This is a genomic window from Acinetobacter lwoffii, from assembly GCF_029024105.1.
GTDB lineage: Bacteria > Pseudomonadota > Gammaproteobacteria > Pseudomonadales > Moraxellaceae > Acinetobacter > Acinetobacter lwoffii.
Window position 1 is genome coordinate 1,599,646 of record NZ_CP118963.1, and the last position, 20,104, is coordinate 1,619,749.

Annotated in this window: 17 protein-coding genes and 1 pseudogene; 15 read left to right on the forward strand and 3 right to left on the reverse strand. The window is 42.1% G+C overall.

Annotated elements, in window-relative coordinates:
- Positions 1-28: 28 nt before the first annotated feature.
- A complete protein-coding gene (locus tag PYW33_RS07690; protein ID WP_004646923.1) occupies positions 29-1,387 on the forward strand; it encodes a nucleobase:cation symporter-2 family protein in 1,359 nt (452 codons plus the stop codon).
- A gap of 127 nt (positions 1,388-1,514) precedes the next feature.
- Positions 1,515-2,228 (forward strand): outer membrane protein OmpK, encoded by a 714-nt coding sequence (locus tag PYW33_RS07695; protein WP_004646921.1) that lies wholly within the window; start codon positions 1,515-1,517, stop codon positions 2,226-2,228.
- Positions 2,229-2,285: 57 nt separating this feature from the next.
- Here PYW33_RS07695 and PYW33_RS07700 read toward each other — a convergent pair whose 3' ends face one another.
- Both PYW33_RS07700 and alc read right to left on the reverse strand, forming a co-directional pair.
- Positions 2,286-2,783, reverse strand: a complete 498-nt coding sequence (locus PYW33_RS07700; protein ID WP_004646920.1) for an ureidoglycolate lyase — start codon at positions 2,781-2,783, stop codon at positions 2,286-2,288.
- A 12-nt stretch (positions 2,784-2,795) separates the two neighbouring features.
- On the reverse strand, positions 2,796-3,800 hold the full coding sequence (alc, locus tag PYW33_RS07705; RefSeq protein WP_004280253.1) for an allantoicase: 1,005 nt from the start codon (positions 3,798-3,800) through the stop codon (positions 2,796-2,798).
- A gap of 210 nt (positions 3,801-4,010) precedes the next feature.
- Between alc and hpxO the strand changes: the two genes are divergently transcribed.
- On the forward strand, positions 4,011-5,168 hold the full coding sequence (hpxO, locus tag PYW33_RS07710) for an FAD-dependent urate hydroxylase HpxO (protein WP_004646918.1): 1,158 nt from the start codon (positions 4,011-4,013) through the stop codon (positions 5,166-5,168).
- A gap of 81 nt (positions 5,169-5,249) precedes the next feature.
- Here hpxO and PYW33_RS07715 read toward each other — a convergent pair whose 3' ends face one another.
- Positions 5,250-6,173 (reverse strand): LysR family transcriptional regulator, encoded by a 924-nt coding sequence (locus tag PYW33_RS07715; RefSeq protein ID WP_004646917.1) that lies wholly within the window; start codon positions 6,171-6,173, stop codon positions 5,250-5,252.
- A 279-nt stretch (positions 6,174-6,452) separates the two neighbouring features.
- On the opposite strand from PYW33_RS07715, the gene PYW33_RS07720 reads away from it, so the two are divergent.
- The 12 genes and pseudogenes from PYW33_RS07720 (at position 6,453) to PYW33_RS07770 (ending at position 20,062) form a co-directional block, all read left to right on the forward strand.
- A complete protein-coding gene (locus PYW33_RS07720) occupies positions 6,453-7,508 on the forward strand; it encodes an aromatic ring-hydroxylating oxygenase subunit alpha (RefSeq protein WP_004646916.1) in 1,056 nt (351 codons plus the stop codon).
- 387 nt (positions 7,509-7,895) lie between these two features.
- A pseudogene (locus PYW33_RS07725) lies at positions 7,896-8,661 on the forward strand (IS5-like element ISAba31 family transposase).
- Positions 8,662-9,084: 423 nt separating this feature from the next.
- Complete coding sequence (locus PYW33_RS07730) at positions 9,085-10,185, forward strand: BMP family ABC transporter substrate-binding protein (protein ID WP_004646914.1); 1,101 nt, start codon at positions 9,085-9,087, stop codon at positions 10,183-10,185.
- A gap of 120 nt (positions 10,186-10,305) precedes the next feature.
- A complete protein-coding gene (locus PYW33_RS07735; protein WP_004646913.1) occupies positions 10,306-11,907 on the forward strand; it encodes an ABC transporter ATP-binding protein in 1,602 nt (533 codons plus the stop codon).
- Between the two features lie 40 nt (positions 11,908-11,947).
- A complete protein-coding gene (locus PYW33_RS07740) occupies positions 11,948-13,045 on the forward strand; it encodes an ABC transporter permease (RefSeq protein ID WP_004646912.1) in 1,098 nt (365 codons plus the stop codon).
- A 33-nt stretch (positions 13,046-13,078) separates the two neighbouring features.
- Positions 13,079-13,999, forward strand: a complete 921-nt coding sequence (locus PYW33_RS07745; protein ID WP_004280246.1) for an ABC transporter permease — start codon at positions 13,079-13,081, stop codon at positions 13,997-13,999.
- Between the two features lie 43 nt (positions 14,000-14,042).
- Positions 14,043-15,416, forward strand: coding sequence for an amidohydrolase family protein (locus tag PYW33_RS07750; protein ID WP_004646911.1), 1,374 nt, complete (start codon positions 14,043-14,045; stop codon positions 15,414-15,416).
- Between the two features lie 448 nt (positions 15,417-15,864).
- The gene (locus PYW33_RS07755; protein WP_004646909.1) at positions 15,865-16,872 is read left to right on the forward strand and encodes a DUF1852 domain-containing protein; all 1,008 of its coding nucleotides are present in this window, start codon (positions 15,865-15,867) and stop codon (positions 16,870-16,872) included.
- A 45-nt stretch (positions 16,873-16,917) separates the two neighbouring features.
- A complete protein-coding gene (locus PYW33_RS07760) occupies positions 16,918-17,961 on the forward strand; it encodes a methionine synthase (protein ID WP_004646908.1) in 1,044 nt (347 codons plus the stop codon).
- Positions 17,962-18,052: 91 nt separating this feature from the next.
- Positions 18,053-18,547, forward strand: coding sequence for a flavin reductase (locus tag PYW33_RS07765; protein ID WP_004646907.1), 495 nt, complete (start codon positions 18,053-18,055; stop codon positions 18,545-18,547).
- Positions 18,548-18,810: 263 nt separating this feature from the next.
- Entirely contained in the window at positions 18,811-19,044 is a 234-nt protein-coding gene (locus PYW33_RS16935) for an MgtC/SapB family protein (protein ID WP_370940755.1), read from the forward strand.
- Positions 19,037-20,062, forward strand: coding sequence for a DUF4010 domain-containing protein (locus PYW33_RS07770; RefSeq protein WP_004646904.1), 1,026 nt, complete (start codon positions 19,037-19,039; stop codon positions 20,060-20,062). The genes PYW33_RS16935 and PYW33_RS07770 overlap by 8 nt, the downstream gene beginning before the upstream one ends.
- Positions 20,063-20,104: the final 42 nt, after the last annotated feature.

Genomic DNA, 20,104 nt, shown 5'->3' on the forward strand with positions numbered 1-20,104 from the left:
TTATATTTAGACTTTGAGGGTGAGAAAAATGACAGAACAAAGTAAAACAATATCACCTGAACATGAATATTTAGGTGCGGGAAAAAGTGCAGCTTACGGTTTGCAACACGTACTGACTATGTATGGCGGAATTATTGCACCACCTTTAATCGTGGGAACGGCCGCCGGCCTAGAAGCTTATCAAATTGGATTATTGATTGCAGCGGCGCTATTTGTGGGTGGTTTAGCCACAATTTTGCAAACCGTTGGGGTGAAATATATCGGCGCGAAATTACCTTTGGTACAAGGGGTTTCTTTCGCTGGCGTTGCGACGATGGTCGCGATTGTGACCACAGGCGGTGGTTTGCAAGCAGTTTACGGTGCGGTCATTGTCGCCTCATTGATCGGTTTTTTCCTCGCGCCTTATTTCTCCAAAATTATCCGTTTCTTTCCACCAGTCGTGACAGGCTGCGTCATTACTATCATTGGTTTGTCTTTATTACCTGTAGCAGTCCGCTGGATGATGGGCGGCAATCCCAAGGCACCAGAATGGGGAAGTGTCGAAAATATTGGTCTGGCACTGATGACATTGGCTTTAGTCGTCTGCCTGAATTTGAGCCAACATGCTGCTATTCGTCGCTTGTCTATTCTTCTAGCAATTGTTTTAGGTTCAGTACTGGCCTATTTATTCGGTTTTGGTGATTTCTCTAAAGTTGCGACTGGGACATGGATTCAGGTACCTAGCTTCTTCGCCTTTGGACTACCGACTTTTGAGCTCACAGCCATTATTTCCATGCTCATCGTTACTCTCGTGATTATGACTGAAACCACAGCAGATATCATTGCAGTGGGTGAGATTGTAGGTACCAAAGTGGATGCGGATCGTATCTCGAATGGCTTGCGTGCCGATATGTTATCGAGTGCGATGGCGCCTGTTTTTGGGTCATTCATGCAAAGTGCTTTTGCGCAAAATGTCGGCTTGGTGGCGATTACCGGAATTAAAAGCCGCTTTGTGGTCGCAGCTGGGGGCATGATTTTAGTCGTGTTGGGTTTACTGCCAATTATGGGACGTTTGATTGCTGCCATTCCTGTACCGGTATTAGGTGGTGCAGGTCTGGTACTTTTTGGAACAGTCGCTGCAAGCGGGATTCGTACCTTGGCTAAAATTGATTATAACGAGCAAAAAAATCTTATCATTGTTGCGACGGCTATTGCAGCCGGCATGATTCCCATTATTGATCATTCCTTTTATGCCAACTTTCCAAAATGGGTGCAAACCTTGTTTCATTCGGGGATTAGCTCAACCTGCTTAATGGCCATTTTACTCAACCTGTTGTTCAATCATCTGAACCTATTTAAAAATAAAAGCACAGCGACTACAGAAATTGTGGCAAAGATTCCACATTAGAAAATTTAAACCAGGATGAAAACAGTCCAGAAAATGGGCTGTTTTTTTTATCAAAAATTAAAAATGTTGGCTTTGTTTTTGCTTAATTCAGAATGTGATTCTTTCATTCCACTGGGGACCCTTATTTATGAAATTCACTCAACTTACTGCTGCAACATTACTTGTATTGGGTGCGGCATCCGCACAGGCAAAACCGATCTGGCAAGACTTCAGTGTCACCGGACTTTATGGAGAAAACTATGAGGTGGTCGATGAGAAACAGGCGACTGCGACCTTTGAATATACGGCAAAAGTAAAATATGCAGATGTCTTCTTCTTCATTGACCGTATGCGCGGTGCAGATGACTTTAAATCAAGTTATTTTGAATTTTCACCACGTTTGAGCTTGGGTGAAGTGTCGGGTCAGAAGCTTGCCTTTGGTCCGGTTAAAGATGTACTGGTTTCAACGACCTGGGAAGGTGGAGAGGGTTTTGATAACTTCCTCTACGGCGTAGGTTTCGATCTGGAAATTCCCTATTTCCGCTATGCTAGCATTAACCTTTATCGCGTGAATAATGAGAATATTGATGATGATTACCAGTTGACACTGACCTACGGCGTGCCAATTAAACTGGGAACTGAAGAATTTCTGGTGGATGGCTTCTTGGACTGGTCTACAGAAGAAGATACTCATGACAGCGAGATGAACTGGACCACCCAATGGAAATGGAATGTCGGTAAACACATTTCTCCAGACAGCAATTTATATCTGGGGATTGAACATTCTATCTGGAACAACAAATTCGGTATCCCAAATGCCGATGAAAATAATGTCAGTGCTTTAGTGAAATATCACTTCTAGGCAAAGTGATGAAGAAATAAGTTAAAAGCCCTGATAAAAGGGCTTTTTTTAATGCGTTTAAAATACGATCTGGATGTTTTCAGGAAAAGGATGAACATCACAATTTGATCCGCTACCTATACGATCCACTACGACAAACTCGCTGGGTGCTTCAAGGGTCAATAATGGATGATGCCAGGTTCCGGCACGATAATTTATCCCTTGAGAACCATCACTGATAAATACCTGAATCTGACTAATATCGGGCTGTGTATAATCAAGTTCAGGCGCTACAACGATTAAAAATTGCTGGCCGTGCATCGGAATAAAAGCCTGTGATCCTAGAGGATGCCTTTCCAGCATTGAGATTTGAAAAGGAATTGCCGTAGCTTGCATATTTCTAAAAATACTCAGTCCGACCTTGGTGTCACTTTCTACTTCAGCCAGGGCATGATAACGCTCAGTCTGCTGCTCATTGATATGAAAATAATGATTACCCTGACAGGCAATGACTTCTCCAAAAGGCAGAAAACTTTCAGTGCTTAAAGGCTGTATTTTTATACTTTGCATAGACATATCATTGATCACTCAAGCCAATTTTCCCCAGAGACGAATCCGGCTGATGCCACCGTCCGGAATCATGTTGACACGAATATGGGAAATTTTTTCGTGTTGTAAAATTTCATTGATGTAATGATGAATATGATCCATTTGCATAGGTTGGGCTGCTAACAAAAAAGGCCAGAACATGCTTTGTGGAATGAGTTGCTCATCGGTTGCATCCTCAACATAGATGGCTTGAATAGAAACCTCTGCAGGGAAATTTCCCTTAAAATGGGCGGTATCAATTTCAATTTTCTCGATTCGGGCACTGGCGCCTAAAGCCAAAATGCACCAGTCAAATCCTGGAGCACGACGCCGTTTGGTTTCCCAGCCATCGCCCATGTTAATGCCACGTCCCGGATTAATCAGATTGCGTGGATGTCCAAAATGCGCATCGCTATAGGCAACGACACGGCCACCATGTTCTAGTGCCAAAACATCTAGCATTTGATCACTATCTTGCAGATTGATTTTTACCTGACCATAGACCTTAAAACGTGCAATCCCACCGTCAGGATAAATATTCAAACGGACATGGGTAAATATCTGCTTTGCTGAAATCTGAACAATATGATGCTGGCTGGGGCCCAAGACATTATTTTCTATAATGCTGATCCATTCTGCCTGATCAAGATTTCCATCTGGCGCATAACATGCTTGCACAGCAGCAGAGGCCGGATAATTACCGCTAAAAAAAGTCGTATCAATATCCAGTGCCTGTATTTGACCTGCAACAGCAAGTTTAATGATGGCCCAATCATAGCCCGTGTGGCGCTTGCGACGGGTTTCCCAGCCATCCATCCATTTGCCATGCTCATCAAACTTGTCTTCGATAAAGACCGGTGCCTCAAATTGCAACATGCGTTTTGCTTCAGCAAAAAACTCATCTGAACATTCAAGAATTTCTGCGCCAATTCGGGCATCTGCAAGGTTAGTTAACTGCTGTACTGGAGCAGGCAGATCAAAAATTGGAGCTAATAAGGTCGCCATCTTAAATTTCCATCATTGGTATACGTCACATGAATATGCACTTTTATAAATACAAATTTAGGTCTTCTGCCTTTATAAAAACAGGACATTGAAGGAATTTAAAAGCACAGCGTGTGCCAACTCTTGCTATTTTTTTAGTGCATTTTTTTCAGGATGGCACGTTTTTAGCATTTTAGCTGGCAATGAAGATGAAATAGCCAGGAGGAATAGATGGAGATTGCAATTATTGGGGCAGGCATGGGCGGATTAACCACAGGAATTGCACTAAAAAAGTTCGGACATCGGGTCACCATCTATGAGCAGGCAGAACAGATTTTACCTGTCGGTGCTGCAATTTCCTTGTGGTCAAACGGGGTGAAGTGTTTGAACTATCTGGGCTTAACTGAACAGGTAGCAAAGTTAGGTGGCCAGATGAATGACTTAGCCTATATCGATGGTTTGAATGGCGAGGTCATGACGCAGTTTAGTTTGGCGCCGTTAATTGAAGAAGTCGGTCAACGTCCATATCCGGTATCGCGTGCTGAATTACAAAATATGTTAATGGATGCGTTTGGCCGGCAGGATATTCAGCTCGGTAAAAAAATGGTGTCTATTGAGGATAAGGGGCAACACGTCGAAATCGGTTTTCAGGATGGCAGCACTGCCTCTGCAGCATTATTGATTGGCGCAGATGGTACCCATTCCATGACGCGTCAGTATGTATTGGGCAAACAGGTTGAACGCCGTTATGCCGGTTATGTGAACTGGAACGGACTGGTTGAGATCTCTGAAGATTTAGCGCCTGCACAGCAGTGGACCACGTTTGTCGGTGAAGGCAAACGTGCTTCACTGATGCCTGTGGCAGAGCATCGCTTTTATTTCTTCTTTGATGTGCCATTGCCCGCAGGTCTGGAAAATCAGCGTTCGGAATATAAGACCCTGTTAAAACAGTATTTTTCTGGCTGGTGCCCACAGGTTCAGCGCTTAATTGACAGCATTGATGAGCAGAAAACCAATCGTGTCGAAATCCATGATATTGAGCCTTTTACCCAGTTCTATAAGGGCCGTGTGGTAATTTTAGGGGATGCGGCACATAGCACCACACCGGATATCGGACAGGGAGGTTGCCAGGCAATGGAAGATGCGGTCTATCTCGCACGTGCCTTACAAATTAATACGCTAGGTCTGGAAGATGCCCTGAAACGCTATCAGAATAAACGTAATGAACGCGCCAATGAATTGCTGCTACGTGCACGTAAGCGTTGTGATGTCACGCATATGAAAGATGAGCAAATTACCCAAGACTGGTATGCAGACCTACGTAAAGAGCAAGGCGCGCATATTATGAAAGGCATTATTAGCAATATTGTCGGTAATCCATTGGATTAAAAACAGTTAATTTCAGCATTAATATTGAATAAAAGCCGCGATTTTGGCCATCGCGGTTTTTGTTATTTAAATATGAAAATACTACAGTTGCTGCACCTTGCTTTTTAAGGCTTCCATTTGTTCAATCATATGTTTAATCATCAACTGGGAAACGCGTGAAATCTGGCGTCTAGGCGCTACACAGAGAGCAATGGTCAGCGGATGCAGCCCTTTTTCAGAGATAGGTTTAAAGACCACTTCATCCCGCTCTACATACGGTAAAACATCGAGATAACTAAAAATCCCAATCCCGGTATTCGCCTTAATGAGAGTATTCATCAGGCGGATATCATTCGATTCCGTTTTACGTGCAGGTATAAATTGATGATGTTTATACAGTGCTTGTACATAGTCATGAATAATCAGGGGGTCGGCCGGAATAAAATGGTTGTCGTTCAAGGTATCTGAAAAATAAATCTTTTCTGCTTGAGCAAGAGGATGTGATTTACCCATCACAAAACCTAAAGGCAGTTCCAGAAAATGGAGGACTTCAAGGTGTTGATGAGATTTTGGATTCAGGATCAGGCCAAAATCCAGATCTGCCTCAATCACTTTTTTGGCTACGATTTCACTGTCTGCGACCCGGATATTAAAATTAATCCAGGGATAATGTTCATACATATATTGCATGGACTGCATGACAAAACCATCATTTAAGGCAGAAATTAAACCGAATTCGATGGTCCCACGCGTAAACCCCTGAATTTCATCAAAGCGAATCCGGGTTTGCTGGAATTCTTTTTGCCATTTTAAAACATCGGCATAGAGTAATTCACCCGCCAGTGTCAGTTTTAAACCATGGGGCAAACGCTCAAATAACACAATTCCCAGTTCTTCTTCAGCCAAAGCAATTTGCCGATGTACTGCAGACACGGAAATGAATAATTGATCTGCGGCCTTGCGTAAACTTCCCGTTTTCGCCACCGCGATAAAATATTCTGAAAATCGGGAAAAAGGCGTATTCATTAATTTAGTCAAGCGAAGAACCACCGTTTATTCATATCAATATTTGAGATAAACGTGTTTATGCGAGTTTTATGCCAAAGAAGGCAGCTTTAATCGGCAAATACATTTGTACATGGTTGATGTGTTCTAATTTTAAGAATGAATAGTACGAATCATTCTAATAGACAGAATAACAATAAATTCAGTAATTTCAATTAGAAGCAAAGCCAAAATTGCACAGTTCTGCACTGTTCAAGGCCTGTAAAAAGAGACCATCCACAGTAAAAATATAGGTTTGATATGAACGCAATTCCAGTCATCAATTTATTCAACAAACCCTGCTATAGCCAGTTTGATGATCAGGACTGGGACATTCTGGCTCGTCACTGGTATCCGGTGGCACGGATTCAGGACGTTTCTACCCAACCGCAACAAGTAACCCTGCTTGATGTCAAACTGGCATTGTACAAAACAGAAAGTGGCGATATTCATCTGGTCCGTGATATTTGTCCACATCGGGGTGTACCCTTAACCAAGGGCTGGGTTTCGGGTGAAAATCTGGTCTGTCCTTACCATGGTCTACACTACAATGGCCAGGGTAAATGTATCAAAATTCCTGCACAACCCGAGCTGACCAGTATTTCTGAGCGCTTTTCTCTGACTAAATTTCCAGTAGTGCGAAAATATGGCTTGATCTGGACCAGTATTTTTGGCCGTGACGAATCCAAAGCCAATTTCCCTGTTTTAGATACTTGGGAGATGTCAGATCATCAGGCAATTTTACCGCCGTTTGTGGATATTGCCGGTTCAAGTGGCCGTCAACTGGAAGGCTTTATTGATGTTGCACATTTTGCCTGGGTTCATCAGGGGTCTTTCGCAGATCCTGAAAATCAGGTTGTACCCAAATACACGACAGCACGTACAGATTACGGCCTGCATACCGAATATGTTAGCAGTGTCAGCAACTATCCACATGGTATGCAAGATCTGGCACCGGAAGGTTTTTTGTGGAAACGTGTATTTGATGTCTATCCACCGTTTTCTGCGGTGCTAACCGTACATTTCCCAGAACAGGGACAATTAAAAATTCTCAATGCCTGTTGTCCGGTCTCACACAATAAAACCCGTTTATTTGTACCACTGACACGCAACTTCGATACGACAGGAGATTTACAGGCGGTATATGACTTCAATGCACAAATCTTTGCCGAAGATCAGGACATGGTAGAAAGCCAGAAACCTGAAGAATTACCGCTCGATATTTCCATGGAAGCGCATTTTGAAGCAGATCGCTCTTCAACGACCTATCGTCGAATTTTAGCCGAGTGGGGATTAAGTAAACGTTATGTTGTCTAATATATTTTAAAATTTAAAAGTATGGATTAAACTTCAAATATAAACCCTATGTTTTAATATAGTGGTTTTTATTTATATTATTTTTAAATAATAAAAATATTATTTATATTTCCTTATTCTTTGATTAAAAATGAGTAATATTGTTAAAATTTAGAAATTAAAATAAATCAATCTAGGCAAGCTTCGATTAGCGAGTTCCCACCTCTTTCAATGATGAGAGAAAATAAAAATACCTGTAGAACATCATCCTTTCGGCGTATTACAAGCTAAACCTAACTATAAAAAAACTATTAATATATTTAAATATTAGGGTGTGTTGACACTTTTAGCTTAAAAAAATAGCGAAGTAGTAAAATCAAATCGCCAAACCCAATGTTACTATTCGCTATGCCTCGTACCATGCTGACAGATCAACACTGGCAAAAATTGAAAGTTATTCTGCGTAATTTATCCATTCACCACAACTCAAATTTACGCAATTTTATTGAAGCTATTCTCTATAGAATTAGAACAGGCTGTCCGTGGCGAGATATTCCTTGCTGTTTTGGTCATTCAAACTCTATTTTCAAACGTTTTAATCGTTGGTCAAACAGCGGTAAGTTACTTAGATTATTCAAATTACTAGCCTCATGCCCCGATATGGAGTGGATTTTTATTGATGGCCCTCATGTACGTGCTCATCAACATTCTGCCGGCATAGCGAATCAATCTATTTCTAAAAGTGTAGGAGGAAACTCCTCAAAAATACATTTGATTGTTGATGCACATGGCAATCCTATTGATTTCATGATTACCGATGGAACCACACATGATGTTAAAGTTGCACCTGATTTAATATCAACATTAGATTTAAAAGAGACAAAAGTGGTATGTGCAGATAAAGGCTATGATTCAGAACCACTGCGTGAACAGATCAGGAAAACAGGGACTAAAGCGAATATACCAAAGAAAACAAATAGCCAATCGAACAATGACCATATGGACTGGTATTTATATAAAATCAGGCATTTAGTTGAAAATATGTTTTGTAGATTAAAGCAATTTAGAGGAATAGCTACTCGATATGACAAGCTCAAAAGAAATTATCAAAGTTCTGTTGCTTTAGCCTGTATATTTTTATGGCTACCTTTATAGGGTTAATTATGAACAGTAAATGTCAACAGACCCTAATGATTTATATCTAAAAAAATCCCATTCCCTCAATGAGTCTCAATACCTGATTCTATCATCTACATTTATCTTTGCTCATGAAAAATATGAAGCTCCAATTAAAAAAAGGAATGCACAAATTTAAGGCATTTTATTTTATCTCACCACTTATAAGAAAAAATAAAAAAATCCTTCCATCAAATTAAATTTTAGGGTCAATTATAAAATTATTATTTATAAATTTAATAACAGTACGCTCTTATTAAATAAAAAACAAAAATATCTTTTTAAAAACCCTATTTTTATTATTTTTTATAAAAACTGGAATGCTTATTGCTAATTATATATTGGACAGACTGAGCGCATTTGAGTGAAGTCATTTTAAAGCATGTGTTGTATGACACAGAACAACCAAGAGCAGAATAGAATGAAAGAAAAAAATAGCTTGAAAACCGGATTGAAAAAATTGGTAGGGGTGTTAATGGCAAGCGGTGTAATGAGCATGGCCGCTGTCGCGAATGTTCAGGCCCAAGATAAAGCCGCGTTTGTTTATATTGGTCCAACCAGCGACCATGGCTGGACTTATTCTCATGATCAAGGCCGGATTAAGGCTGAAAAAACCCTCGCAGGAAAATATAAAACCTCTTATATCGAAAATGTCCCTGAAACAGCAGATGCCGAACGTGTGATCCGCAACCTGGCACAACAAGGCAATAAAGTCATTTTTGCGACTTCGTTTGGTTATATGAATGCAATGGAGAAAGTATCCAAGCAATTTCCCAATACAGTATTTATGCATGCAACCGGTTATAAGCAGGGCAAAAACTTAGGGGTCTACGATGTCCGTACCTATGAAGGTGCTTATATGCTGGGTGTGGTCGCAGGGCAAAAAACCAAAAATAATGTTTTGGGTGTAGTTGCGTCTTTTCCGATTCCTGAAGTTATCCGTAATATCAATGCCTATACCCTCGGTGCACAAAGTGTAAATCCAAAAATTAAAACCAAAGTCATTTGGGTGAATTCATGGTTTAACCCGGGCAAAGAACGTGATGCAGCCTTGGCTTTGATTGCTCAAAGCGCAGATGTGCTGATGCAAAATACCGATTCTCCAGCAGTGGTACAGGCGGCTGAACAAAAAGGTGTCTTTGCTTTTGGCTGGGATTCTGACATGAGCAAATTTGGCCCTAAAGCGCATCTTGCTGCATCGGTTTTACATTGGGAAAAAATTTATACTCCGGTAATGACGCAAGTCAGCAAGAAAACCTGGAAACCAAGTGCAATGTGGTATGGCGTAAAACAAAAAGCCGTCGATATCGAAAGCTTTGGTCCTTCAGTGTCGGCAGCCTCTAAAGCAAAAGCGCTCAGCGTACGTGATGGCATTTTAAAAGGCACACTGCATCCATTTACCGGCCCGATTCATAAACAGGATGGCACATTGGTCTTGGCAAAGGGCAAGCGCCTAGATGATGCGGCACTAAGCAAAATGAATTACTACGTGAAGGGCGTAGAGGGTTCATTACCGAAATAAAGCTTTGTCATTTTGCAATTCAAAAAACTTTAAATACTTTGATGTACTTTCCCGCATCCATCTGAATGCCTGCACGCTTCAGATGGATGCCGCACTGTCACAGCATTGAATAGGGCACTGATGATGACCTCTCAACACGATAGATCTGCTCATGCGCAAGAGTTGAACGCACGTTCTTCTTCAGGTGTACCGCGTTTACAGCTCATCAATATCTGTAAAAGTTACAATTCATTGAAAGCGAATGACCAGATACATTTAACCGTTCAACCTGGGCAGATTCATGCCATTTTGGGTGAAAATGGTGCTGGCAAAAGTACGCTGATGAAAATCATTTATGGAGCAACCAAGGCCAATCAGGGACAAATCCTCTGGAACGGTAAAGAAGTTCATATTGATAACCCGTCGATGGCAAGAAAGCTCGGGATTGGCATGGTCTATCAGCATTTTTCTTTGTTTGAGACTTTGACTGTAGTCGAAAATATTTCGCTGGGACTGGATGAAAAGATTCCTTTAAAAGCTCTAAGTCAAAAAATTATTGCAGTTTCAGAACAATATGGTTTACCCATTGATCCACGCCGCGAAGTACATTCTTTATCGGTAGGTGAGCGGCAACGTGTCGAAATTATTCGCTGCCTTTTGCAAAATCCCGCTTTAATCATTTTAGATGAACCGACTTCAGTATTGACACCACAAGCGGTACGGCAACTGTTTAAAACTTTACGGTTATTGGCCTCCCAAGGTGTTTCGATTTTATATATCAGTCATAAATTACACGAGATCAAAGAACTTTGTGATGAAGCAACCATCTTGCGCAATGGCCATGTTACCGGAAATGTTGATCCCAAACACAACAGCACCAGTGATTTAGCGCGCTTAATGATTGGTCGTGATTTACCGACCTATGTACGCCCAGAATATACAGGTGCAAAACAGGTGCTATTCCAGATCGAGAATCTGGATTACCAGTCTGATGACACATTTGGTGTATCGCTGAAAAATATCAATTTAAATATTTGTGCCGGTGAAATTGTAGGAATCGCCGGGATTTCTGGCAACGGGCAAGCAGAATTACTATCTTTATTGTCGGGCGAAAACAGCCTGAAATATGGCCGGATGGTTCTGAATCAAATCGATATTTCCCAATTCAGTCCTGGACAACGGCGTGACTTGGGTCTGGGCTTTGTACCTGAAGAACGTCTGGGTCGAGGAGCAGTCCCGAACATGACGCTGTCCCAGAATGCCTTGCTGACTGCATTTCGGCAGAATCTGACGCAATGGGGATTAATCAAGTTTTCACAATGTAAGCTTTTTGCCCAGCACTGTATTGAAAAATTCGGAGTGAAAGCCAGTGGCCCAGAGGCAGAAGCACGTTCCTTGTCCGGTGGAAATTTACAAAAATTTATTGTCGGCCGGGAAATTCTGCAAAACCCGAAATTCCTGATTGTGGCTCAACCGACCTGGGGCGTAGATGTCGGCGCGTCCATGTTTATCCGGCAAACCCTGATCGATCTCTCTCGACAAGGTGTTGCCATTTTGGTGATTTCAGAAGAATTAGAAGAGCTGTTTGAAATCAGTGATCGTCTCTGTGTCTTGGCCAATGGTGAACTATCTCCAGCCATACCTATCCATGAAACCAATACTGAAAATGTTGGGGTCTTGATGTCAGGTATTTCAAGTCATGACACTGCGATCATAGTAGAGGAGCAGCAAGCTCATGCTTAATACAGTCAATAATAAATCTATAAATTGAGAGGAAAGCGACATGCATTTACTGGAACCGCGTGAACATCCATCTCAAATCATGAAGTGGCTTTCACCACTCATTGCGCTGCTGGCCATGCTGATTGTCGGTAGTATTCTGTTTTTAATGTTGGGGATTAATCCCGCGCAAGCCATGTACATCTTCTTTATTGAACCGCTGACATCGTCTTATGGTTGGAGTGAACTGGCAGTCAAAGCCGGACCTCTGATTCTGATTGCCTTGGGGCTGACGGTCGGATTTCGAGCCAAATTATTCAATATCGGTGCTGAAGGTCAGCTCACCATGGGCGCGATTTTTGGCGGTGGTATTGCGATTTTATTTCATGATCACATCGGCTGGTGGATTCTCCCGTTAATGATCGTTATGGGCGCACTTGGTGGGGCACTCTGGGGTGCAATTCCTGCCTTACTGAAAACCCATTTTAATGCTGAAGAAACCCTGACCACCCTGATGATGAATTATGTCGCAGTATGTGTGTTGCTATACCTGGTCAATGGTCCCTGGCGTGATCCGGAAGGGATGAACTTCCCTCAATCGGTGGTTTTTAGTGAGAGTGCGACGCTGCCATTTATTGTAGAAGGCACACGCATTAATACCTCTATTTTTATCACTTTTTTTGCAGTCCTTCTGTTCTGGGTTTTTATGCGTAAAAGTCTGACGGCCTATAAACTGGAAGTCAGCGGTCAGGCACCTTTAGCTGCCAAATACGCAGGTTTTTCTTCCTCCAAAGCTATCTGGATGAGTCTGGTGATTTCCGGAATGATGGCAGGTATTGCCGGAATCTGTGAAGTGGCTGGACCTATTGGTCAGCTGAATCCGAACCTGTCCCCAGGTTATGGCTATGCAGCGATTATCGTGGCCTATCTAGGGCGTTTAAACCCAATCGGTATTGTGCTGTCAGGCTGTTTTATGGCGCTGATTTATCTGGGCGGTGAAATGGCACAAATGCAGCTACAGCTTCCGGTCGCGATTACCGGTATTTTCCAGGGGCTGCTGTTGTTTTTCCTGCTGGCTTCCGATGCATTAATTGAAAACCGTTACCGGTTTAGCAAAAAAATGGCGTCACCGGTCCCTCAGCCCACAGCAACTACCCTTTAACCCAATGTTGTCTACAGCAAAAGGAAGCATGATATGGCTTTAGAAATAACTGCAATTCTTGCAGGTACTGTTGCAGCAGCAACACCACTGATTTTCGCAGGTCTGGGGGAATTGGTCACACAGCGGACAGGTGTGATTAATCTTGGAGTAGAAGGGATGATGCTGGTCGGTGCAATTGCAGGTTTTGCTTTTGCTGCGCAATATGATGCCAGTGTATTAAGTGCCTTATTGATGGGTGGTCTGGCAGGCATGCTGATGGCCCTGATTTTTGCCTTTTTTACCTTGTCTTTAAGTACCAATCAATCCGCGTGCGGTTTGGCTTTAACCATTTTTGGACTCGGTATCTCTGCATTTTTGGGACAGAACTACGTCAGTATGGCTTTACCGGGTCTGGCTAATTTTAATATTCCACTATTAGCGGATATTCCAGTATTGGGTCCGATTTTGTTCCAGCAAAACTATGTGGTGTATTTGTCGATTTTGGCATTTTTTGCCGTTTGGCTGGTGCTGGCCAAAACCCGTTTGGGCTTATTGCTTAAAGCAGTTGGAGAATCACCGGAAAGTGCGCACGCCATGGGTTATCACGTGTTGGCGATTCGTTATGGCGCAGTACTATTTGGCGGTTTGATGGCAGGAGTTGGCGGAGCATTTCTATCAACCGTCTATACCCCGATGTGGATTGAAAATATGGTCGCAGGCCGCGGCTGGATTGCCATTGCACTGGTAGTATTTGCGGTGTGGAAACCAACACGTTTAATGCTCGGCGCTTACCTGTTTGGGGGCGTAACCATTTTGCAATTTCACGCCCAGGCGCTTGGAATCAAGGTTCCGAACGAGCTGCTTGCCGCATTGCCCTATATAGCCACCATTGTGGTACTGGTCATGATTTCACGGAATAAAAAAGTACTCAAAATGAATTTGCCATCTTCTTTAGGCAAAACCTTCGTGCCATAACCGCAGCCATTCATCATAAATAGAATAGATTTGAGTATAAATCATGAAAATTTTAACAGCTTCCTATGTCCTTACCATGAATGCGCAGAATGAATGTATTAAAAATGGCGCGATACTGATTGAGGGCGACCAAATAAAAGCAGTGGGTACATTGGCACAGTTAACTCAATGCTATCCAGAGGTGCTCATTGAAGATTACCCACAAAAGATCCTGATGCCGGGCTTGATCAATACCCATTGTCATTCCGGTTTATTGCGTGGTACGGCTGAAGGATTACCGGTTTGGGATTGGTTACAGCAGTATATTGACCCGATGCACCGGGTGTTGACACCAGAGGATGCGAAAATCGCCTCCTATTTATGTTATGCCGAGGCACTATTGTCGGGAACGACCACCATCGTTGATATGTGGCGTTATATGGACGGAAGTGCTGAAGCTGCGCAAGCATTGGGAATTCGTGCCGTTCTAGTACCTTATGTCGCGGAACATCCGGATCACAATTATTTTGAAACCTTAAAAAGTAATGAGGCTTTAATCAACCGTTGGCATCAGCAGGCGAATGGACGTATTCAGGTTTGGGTGGGTTTAGAGCACCTGTTTTATGCTGAAGCTTCAGCATTAAGCCTCATTGAGAAACTTTGTCAGGATTATCAAACCGGTTTTCATACCCACAGCAATGAAAGCCAATTTGATGTACAGGAAAACCTGCGCCGTTCAGGTATTCGCCCAATTGAGAGTCTGCAAAAACTGGGCTTGCTAGATCTGCCTAAAACTTTGTTGGCACATTGCGTCTGGACAGATGCAAATGAAATTCAGATTTTAAGGCGACATGCGGTAGGGGTTGCGCACAATCCTATTTCCAACATGAAGTTGGCTTCCGGTGCAGCGCCTGTCGTTGAAATGCTACGTCAAGGCGTTGCGGTGGGTTTGGGTACTGACGGAGAAAAAGAAAACAATAACCTGGATCTATTTGAAGAAATGAAAACGGCATCATTGCTGGCCAAATTTTCTTCGCTGGATGCGGCCGCCCTGGATGCCTGGTCAGTCTGTCAAATGGCTACGATTACAGGAGCTAAAGCCTTGGGTATGCAAGATGAAATTGGTTCATTGGAAGTCGGCAAACAGGCCGACCTGATTGCGGTGAAACTGGATACACCGCGGATGACGCCGTTGATTGATCATAGAAAATTATTTAATTTGCATACCAATTTAGTCCATGCAGTTCAAGGCCAAGATGTCGTGATGACGATGGTGGCGGGACAGACTGTGGTTAAAAATGGCCGTTTGATCAATGCCGATTTACAGGCTCTAATTGATCAAGTGAATCAGGCGGCGCCACGCTTGTTTGAACGTCGTGATCAGTGGTTTGCAAAGCAGGGGCAAACGGTGAATGAATTACAGCGGGAAGAATTTTAAGATTTACGTGGGGGTTGAGGTTATTCATTGATAGTGGGGTGACCTCAGACGCCTTTCTAACGCATGATTTAAATGAAATTAAACAGAGTGAATAGACTGATATTTTCTAATCTTTAGATGAGTTTCATTCATTCACTTCTAAATTGCATCTAATAAGCTATAAAACCATTCTTTGAATTTACCCCTCAATTTCATCCACTTAATATTCGATAGAATTTATCTTAAATTATTAATATTCATTATTTTATCATCTATTAAACCCTAAAATTTCATAGAAAAAATCTTTCATATTTTTCTTCATTAAGTGATCTTGATATCTTAAGAACAACCAATCATGAGTAATATTCACTTTTCATTGAGTTTAAATCATTTTTATTCATCTTAACGTTCACGTATAACTAGGCTTATTCAGAAATTTGGTTATTAGAACTTAGGGTAGTGAATCACAATGAGTAAAAAGTTTGCATGTTCAATTAAGCGCATTCGTTTTGACGAAAACTATCAACCTGCAGATAGCACACGTCTGACGACGAACTTTGCCAATTTGGCACGTGGCGAAAGTCGCGAACAGAATTTGCGTAACACTCTACGAATGATCAATAACCGTTTTAATGCATTGGCACATTGGGATAACCCAAAAGCAGATCGTTATTCAGTTGAAATCGATATTATTTCAGTTGACCTGGATATTGAAGGAAATGGCAAAAAGTTCCCTGCAATTGAAACTTTAAAAATCACGATTATTGATCATCAAACCAATCAGCGTATTGATGGCATGATTGGCAACAGTTTCTCGTCTTATGTCCGCGATTATGATTTTAGCGTGGTACTTCCTGAACATATCAAGAAAAATCCAGCCTCGACCAAGCCAGAAAATTTTGGTGATTTACACGGCAAGCTTTATCAATATCTCGTCAGTTCTGAAGTATTTAAAGCAGAATTTAAAAAACAGCCGGTGATTTGTTTGAGCGTTTCGACCTCGAAAACCTATTACCGTACAGCGAATGTGCATCCTGTATTGGGTGTGGAATATAAAAATGATGAGTATTCACGTACCGATGAATACTTCGCCAAAATGGGCTTAACCGTCCGTTATTTCAAACCTGAAAATGGTGCTGCACCTTTAGCATTTTATTTCGCAGGTGACTTATTACGTGATTATACCGATCTGGAGTTGATCAGTGCGATCAGCACCATGGAAAGCTTCCAAAAGATTTATCGTCCTGAAATTTATAATGCGAATTCTGCTGCAGGTCAGGTCTATCAACCCAGCCTTGAGTACCCGGATTATTCATTGACTCAAATTGTGTATGACCGTGTTGAGCGTGGTCAGTTGGCAGTGAAGCAAGGGAAGTGGACGGAAGAACACTTTATCCAGCCTTATAAAGACATTCTGGAGCAATGGGCTGCAGAGTTCACGATTAAAAATACTGCTGACCAAGAACGCGCTGCTTAATACACAACATTATTACTTTACGAATATAGAGATAGAAGATTAGACATGGCACTTTTACAACCTAAAAAGCTACTCCCAACATCAACTGCTGGGAGCTTACCGAAACCGTCTTGGCTGGCAGAACCTGAAAAACTTTGGTCACCCTGGAAATTGGAAGGCCAGGAATTATTGGATGCAAAACAAGATGCACTGCGTTTGTCACTGCATGAACAACAGCAGGCAGGCATTGATATTGTCAGCGATGGTGAACAAACCCGTCAGCATTTTGTGACCACATTTATTGAGCACCTTGAAGGCGTTGACTTCAATCAGCGTGAAACGGTCAAAATCCGTGATCGTTATGAAGCGAGCGTTCCATCTGTAGTCGGTGAAGTTTCTCGTCAAAAACCTGTCTTTGTTGAAGATGCCAAATTCTTACGTTCACTCACAGATCAGCCGATTAAATGGGCGCTTCCTGGTCCAATGACCATGATTGATACCTTATATGATGGTCACTACAAGAGCCGCGAAAAACTCGCTTGGGAATTTGCCAAGATCCTGAATCAGGAAGCTCGTGAACTTGAAGCCGTTGGCGTGGATATCATCCAATTTGATGAACCTGCATTTAACGTGTTCTTTGATGAAGTGAATGACTGGGGTGTGGCAACTTTAGAACGTGCGCTTGAAGGCTTGAAGTGTGAAACTGCGGTACACATTTGCTATGGCTATGGTATTAAAGCCAATACCGACTGGAAAAAGACCTTAGGCTCAGAATGGCGCCAGTACGAAGAAGCATTTCCGAAACTGCAAAAATCAAAAATTGATATTGTGTCGCTCGAATGCCATAACTCACGTGTCCCGATGGATCTGATCGAATTGATTCGCGGTAAAAAAGTCATGGTCGGTGCGATTGATGTCGCAAGTAATCAAATTGAAACAGCTGAAGAAGTGGCAAATACGTTGCGTAAAGCACTTCAGTTTGTGGATGCAGACAAACTCTATCCATCAACCAACTGTGGTATGGCACCACTTGGTCGCCAAGTTGCTCGTGGCAAACTCAATGCACTCAGTGCAGGTGCTGAAATTATTCGTCAGGAATTATCTCGCTAATTAAAGTGAATCCATGATGCTTTTAAAGATTGAAAGCATCATTTGAGTGATATAACGCTCTTTATAAAAAGCTGAATGTTGGAATACGGTGATGGTTGAAGCGACAGACTTTAGAAACGCAATGTCTTTATTAACAAGTGCAGTGAATGTAGTGACCACGATGGGCGATTCAGGTCGTCATGGTTTTACTGCGTCTGCCGTGTGTAGCGTGACCGATACACCACCGACATTGTTGGTTTGTATGAATAAATCATCGCGTTCTTATATCAACTTTGTTGAAAATAAAGTGCTGTGCGTAAATGTACTCAGTGCAGATCGAGCGCATCTTTCAAATGTTTTTGCATCTTCAAAATTCAGTTCTGAACAACGATTTGAACAGGGTGAGTGGACTGAATTAGAAACAGGTTCTCCTGTACTTCAAGATGCACTGGTGAGCTTTGATTGTGAAATTGGGCAGATCCAGGAAGTTGGTACACATACGATTTTGATTTGTCCGATTGTTGCCATTCAACAGAATCAGGAAGATCGAGCCCTGGTTTATTTTAATCGTGCTTACCATCAGGTCGGGGAAACAGAACCTGCCTAATCCTGGAGCTGATGTAGGATTAAAATATTTTAGATTTAAAAGCTTATTAACTTTTGTAATTTTGATTAAAATGGTCTACTAAGAATAGGGAATTATGTAAACCATAAATAAGGATGAATGGCAGACTGATCCAATAATTTACAGCTATCTATAGCCCAGAATTTAAAGATACAGCGGTTAAATTGATGGGCTGCTTTAAAAAACTATTTATATACTAAAAATACGCACTGTCACTGGATGACACAAGGTGAATGCTCTTGAATATGCTTTTGCAAAGTTTATCTTTTCAGGAATTACTGACCATCATGCTGTCGGCATTAGGCTGTGGGCTTTTAATTGGACTTGAGCGTGAACGTCATAAAAACAATAACCATGAGCAGAGTTTTGCAGGATTAAGATCATTTACGATTACAGCCTTATTGGGTGCTTCATGCTTCCTTTTGCATCTCTATATTGGAGTGATAGGAGCCGTCGCGGTCAGCCTGTTCTGTGTATAGCCTGTTTCAACAGAAGCAGGATATCGGTTCTACCACTGAACTGGCTTTTTTGATGACTTATATCATTGGCGCTATTTGTGTGTGGAATATCCCACTGGCTGCAGGGATGGCGGTTCTACTCACGATTATCCTGATGGGCAAACAGACATTGCATCAATTTGCCGGAAAAACGATCCAAAGCTATGAGTTAAGAGATGGCTTACTTTTATTGGCTTTGATATTGATTGCGTTGCCGGTCATGCCCAATAAGCCCTTGTGGGGCGCCGTACTGAATCCCTATATCATCCTTAAACTACTCATTTTAATCTTGATTGTGCAGTCCATGGCACATGTGGCAAAACGAATCCTGTCCAATGATAAGGCCCTTATTTTATCTGCCTTAGCCTCGGGATTTGTCTCCAGTACGGCCACGATTGCCAGTTTGGGCATGCAAGTCCGATCCGGGCGGGCCAGTGCAAAATTAAATGCAGGCGCCGGATTGATCTCCTGTATTACCACCTTATTACAGCTCTTGCTGATTGTTCTGGGAGTGAGCGTAGAGTGGTTCAAGTTCCTGCTGATTCCGAGTTTGGTGGGGATCGGAATTTTATGTATTGCTGCCGGATTCTTGATTTATCGAACTCCCCAAGCGGATAACAGTACGACCATCAATGAAATACAAGAAATTGATAGCCGAATGTTCAGTATCAAAGAAGCGGTGATTATTGCGGTCAGTTTGACCTTAATCCAGGCTGGGATTTACGGCGCGAATCTTTTACTGGGAGATAGCGGCTTAATCTTAGGTACTTTTTTAGCCTCTTTATTTGAAGTGCATGCTGCTGTAGCAGGTGTAGTGATACAGGGAAATCCTCATAACCTGACTTTAATTTATGCTGTCATGATTGGACTTGCGGCACATGCGGTGTCTAAAAGTATCAATTCTTTTGTGACTGGGGGATGGAAGTTTTTTCTGTATTTTGCGCCTAGCCAAATTCTACATATGTTAGGGCTTATCTTTATTCTTCTGAGTTTGAAATAAAAGGGAGCTGGTTTGCATATATTATAAAATGATCCAGTCATT

Coding starts and splice junctions, on each gene's coding strand:
- PYW33_RS16935 (WP_370940755.1), top strand. CDS start 18,811: ATGCTTTTGCAAAGTTTATCTTTTCAGGAATTACTGACCATCATGCTG.
- PYW33_RS07730 (WP_004646914.1), top strand. CDS start 9,085: ATGAAAGAAAAAAATAGCTTGAAAACCGGATTGAAAAAATTGGTAGGG.
- PYW33_RS07700 (WP_004646920.1), bottom strand. CDS start 2,783: ATGTCTATGCAAAGTATAAAAATACAGCCTTTAAGCACTGAAAGTTTT.
- PYW33_RS07740 (WP_004646912.1), top strand. CDS start 11,948: ATGCATTTACTGGAACCGCGTGAACATCCATCTCAAATCATGAAGTGG.
- hpxO (WP_004646918.1), top strand. CDS start 4,011: ATGGAGATTGCAATTATTGGGGCAGGCATGGGCGGATTAACCACAGGA.
- alc (WP_004280253.1), bottom strand. CDS start 3,800: ATGGCGACCTTATTAGCTCCAATTTTTGATCTGCCTGCTCCAGTACAG.
- PYW33_RS07720 (WP_004646916.1), top strand. CDS start 6,453: ATGAACGCAATTCCAGTCATCAATTTATTCAACAAACCCTGCTATAGC.
- PYW33_RS07750 (WP_004646911.1), top strand. CDS start 14,043: ATGAAAATTTTAACAGCTTCCTATGTCCTTACCATGAATGCGCAGAAT.
- PYW33_RS07745 (WP_004280246.1), top strand. CDS start 13,079: ATGGCTTTAGAAATAACTGCAATTCTTGCAGGTACTGTTGCAGCAGCA.
- PYW33_RS07735 (WP_004646913.1), top strand. CDS start 10,306: ATGATGACCTCTCAACACGATAGATCTGCTCATGCGCAAGAGTTGAAC.
- PYW33_RS07690 (WP_004646923.1), top strand. CDS start 29: ATGACAGAACAAAGTAAAACAATATCACCTGAACATGAATATTTAGGT.
- PYW33_RS07760 (WP_004646908.1), top strand. CDS start 16,918: ATGGCACTTTTACAACCTAAAAAGCTACTCCCAACATCAACTGCTGGG.
- PYW33_RS07695 (WP_004646921.1), top strand. CDS start 1,515: ATGAAATTCACTCAACTTACTGCTGCAACATTACTTGTATTGGGTGCG.
- PYW33_RS07755 (WP_004646909.1), top strand. CDS start 15,865: ATGAGTAAAAAGTTTGCATGTTCAATTAAGCGCATTCGTTTTGACGAA.
- PYW33_RS07765 (WP_004646907.1), top strand. CDS start 18,053: ATGGTTGAAGCGACAGACTTTAGAAACGCAATGTCTTTATTAACAAGT.
- PYW33_RS07715 (WP_004646917.1), bottom strand. CDS start 6,173: ATGAATACGCCTTTTTCCCGATTTTCAGAATATTTTATCGCGGTGGCG.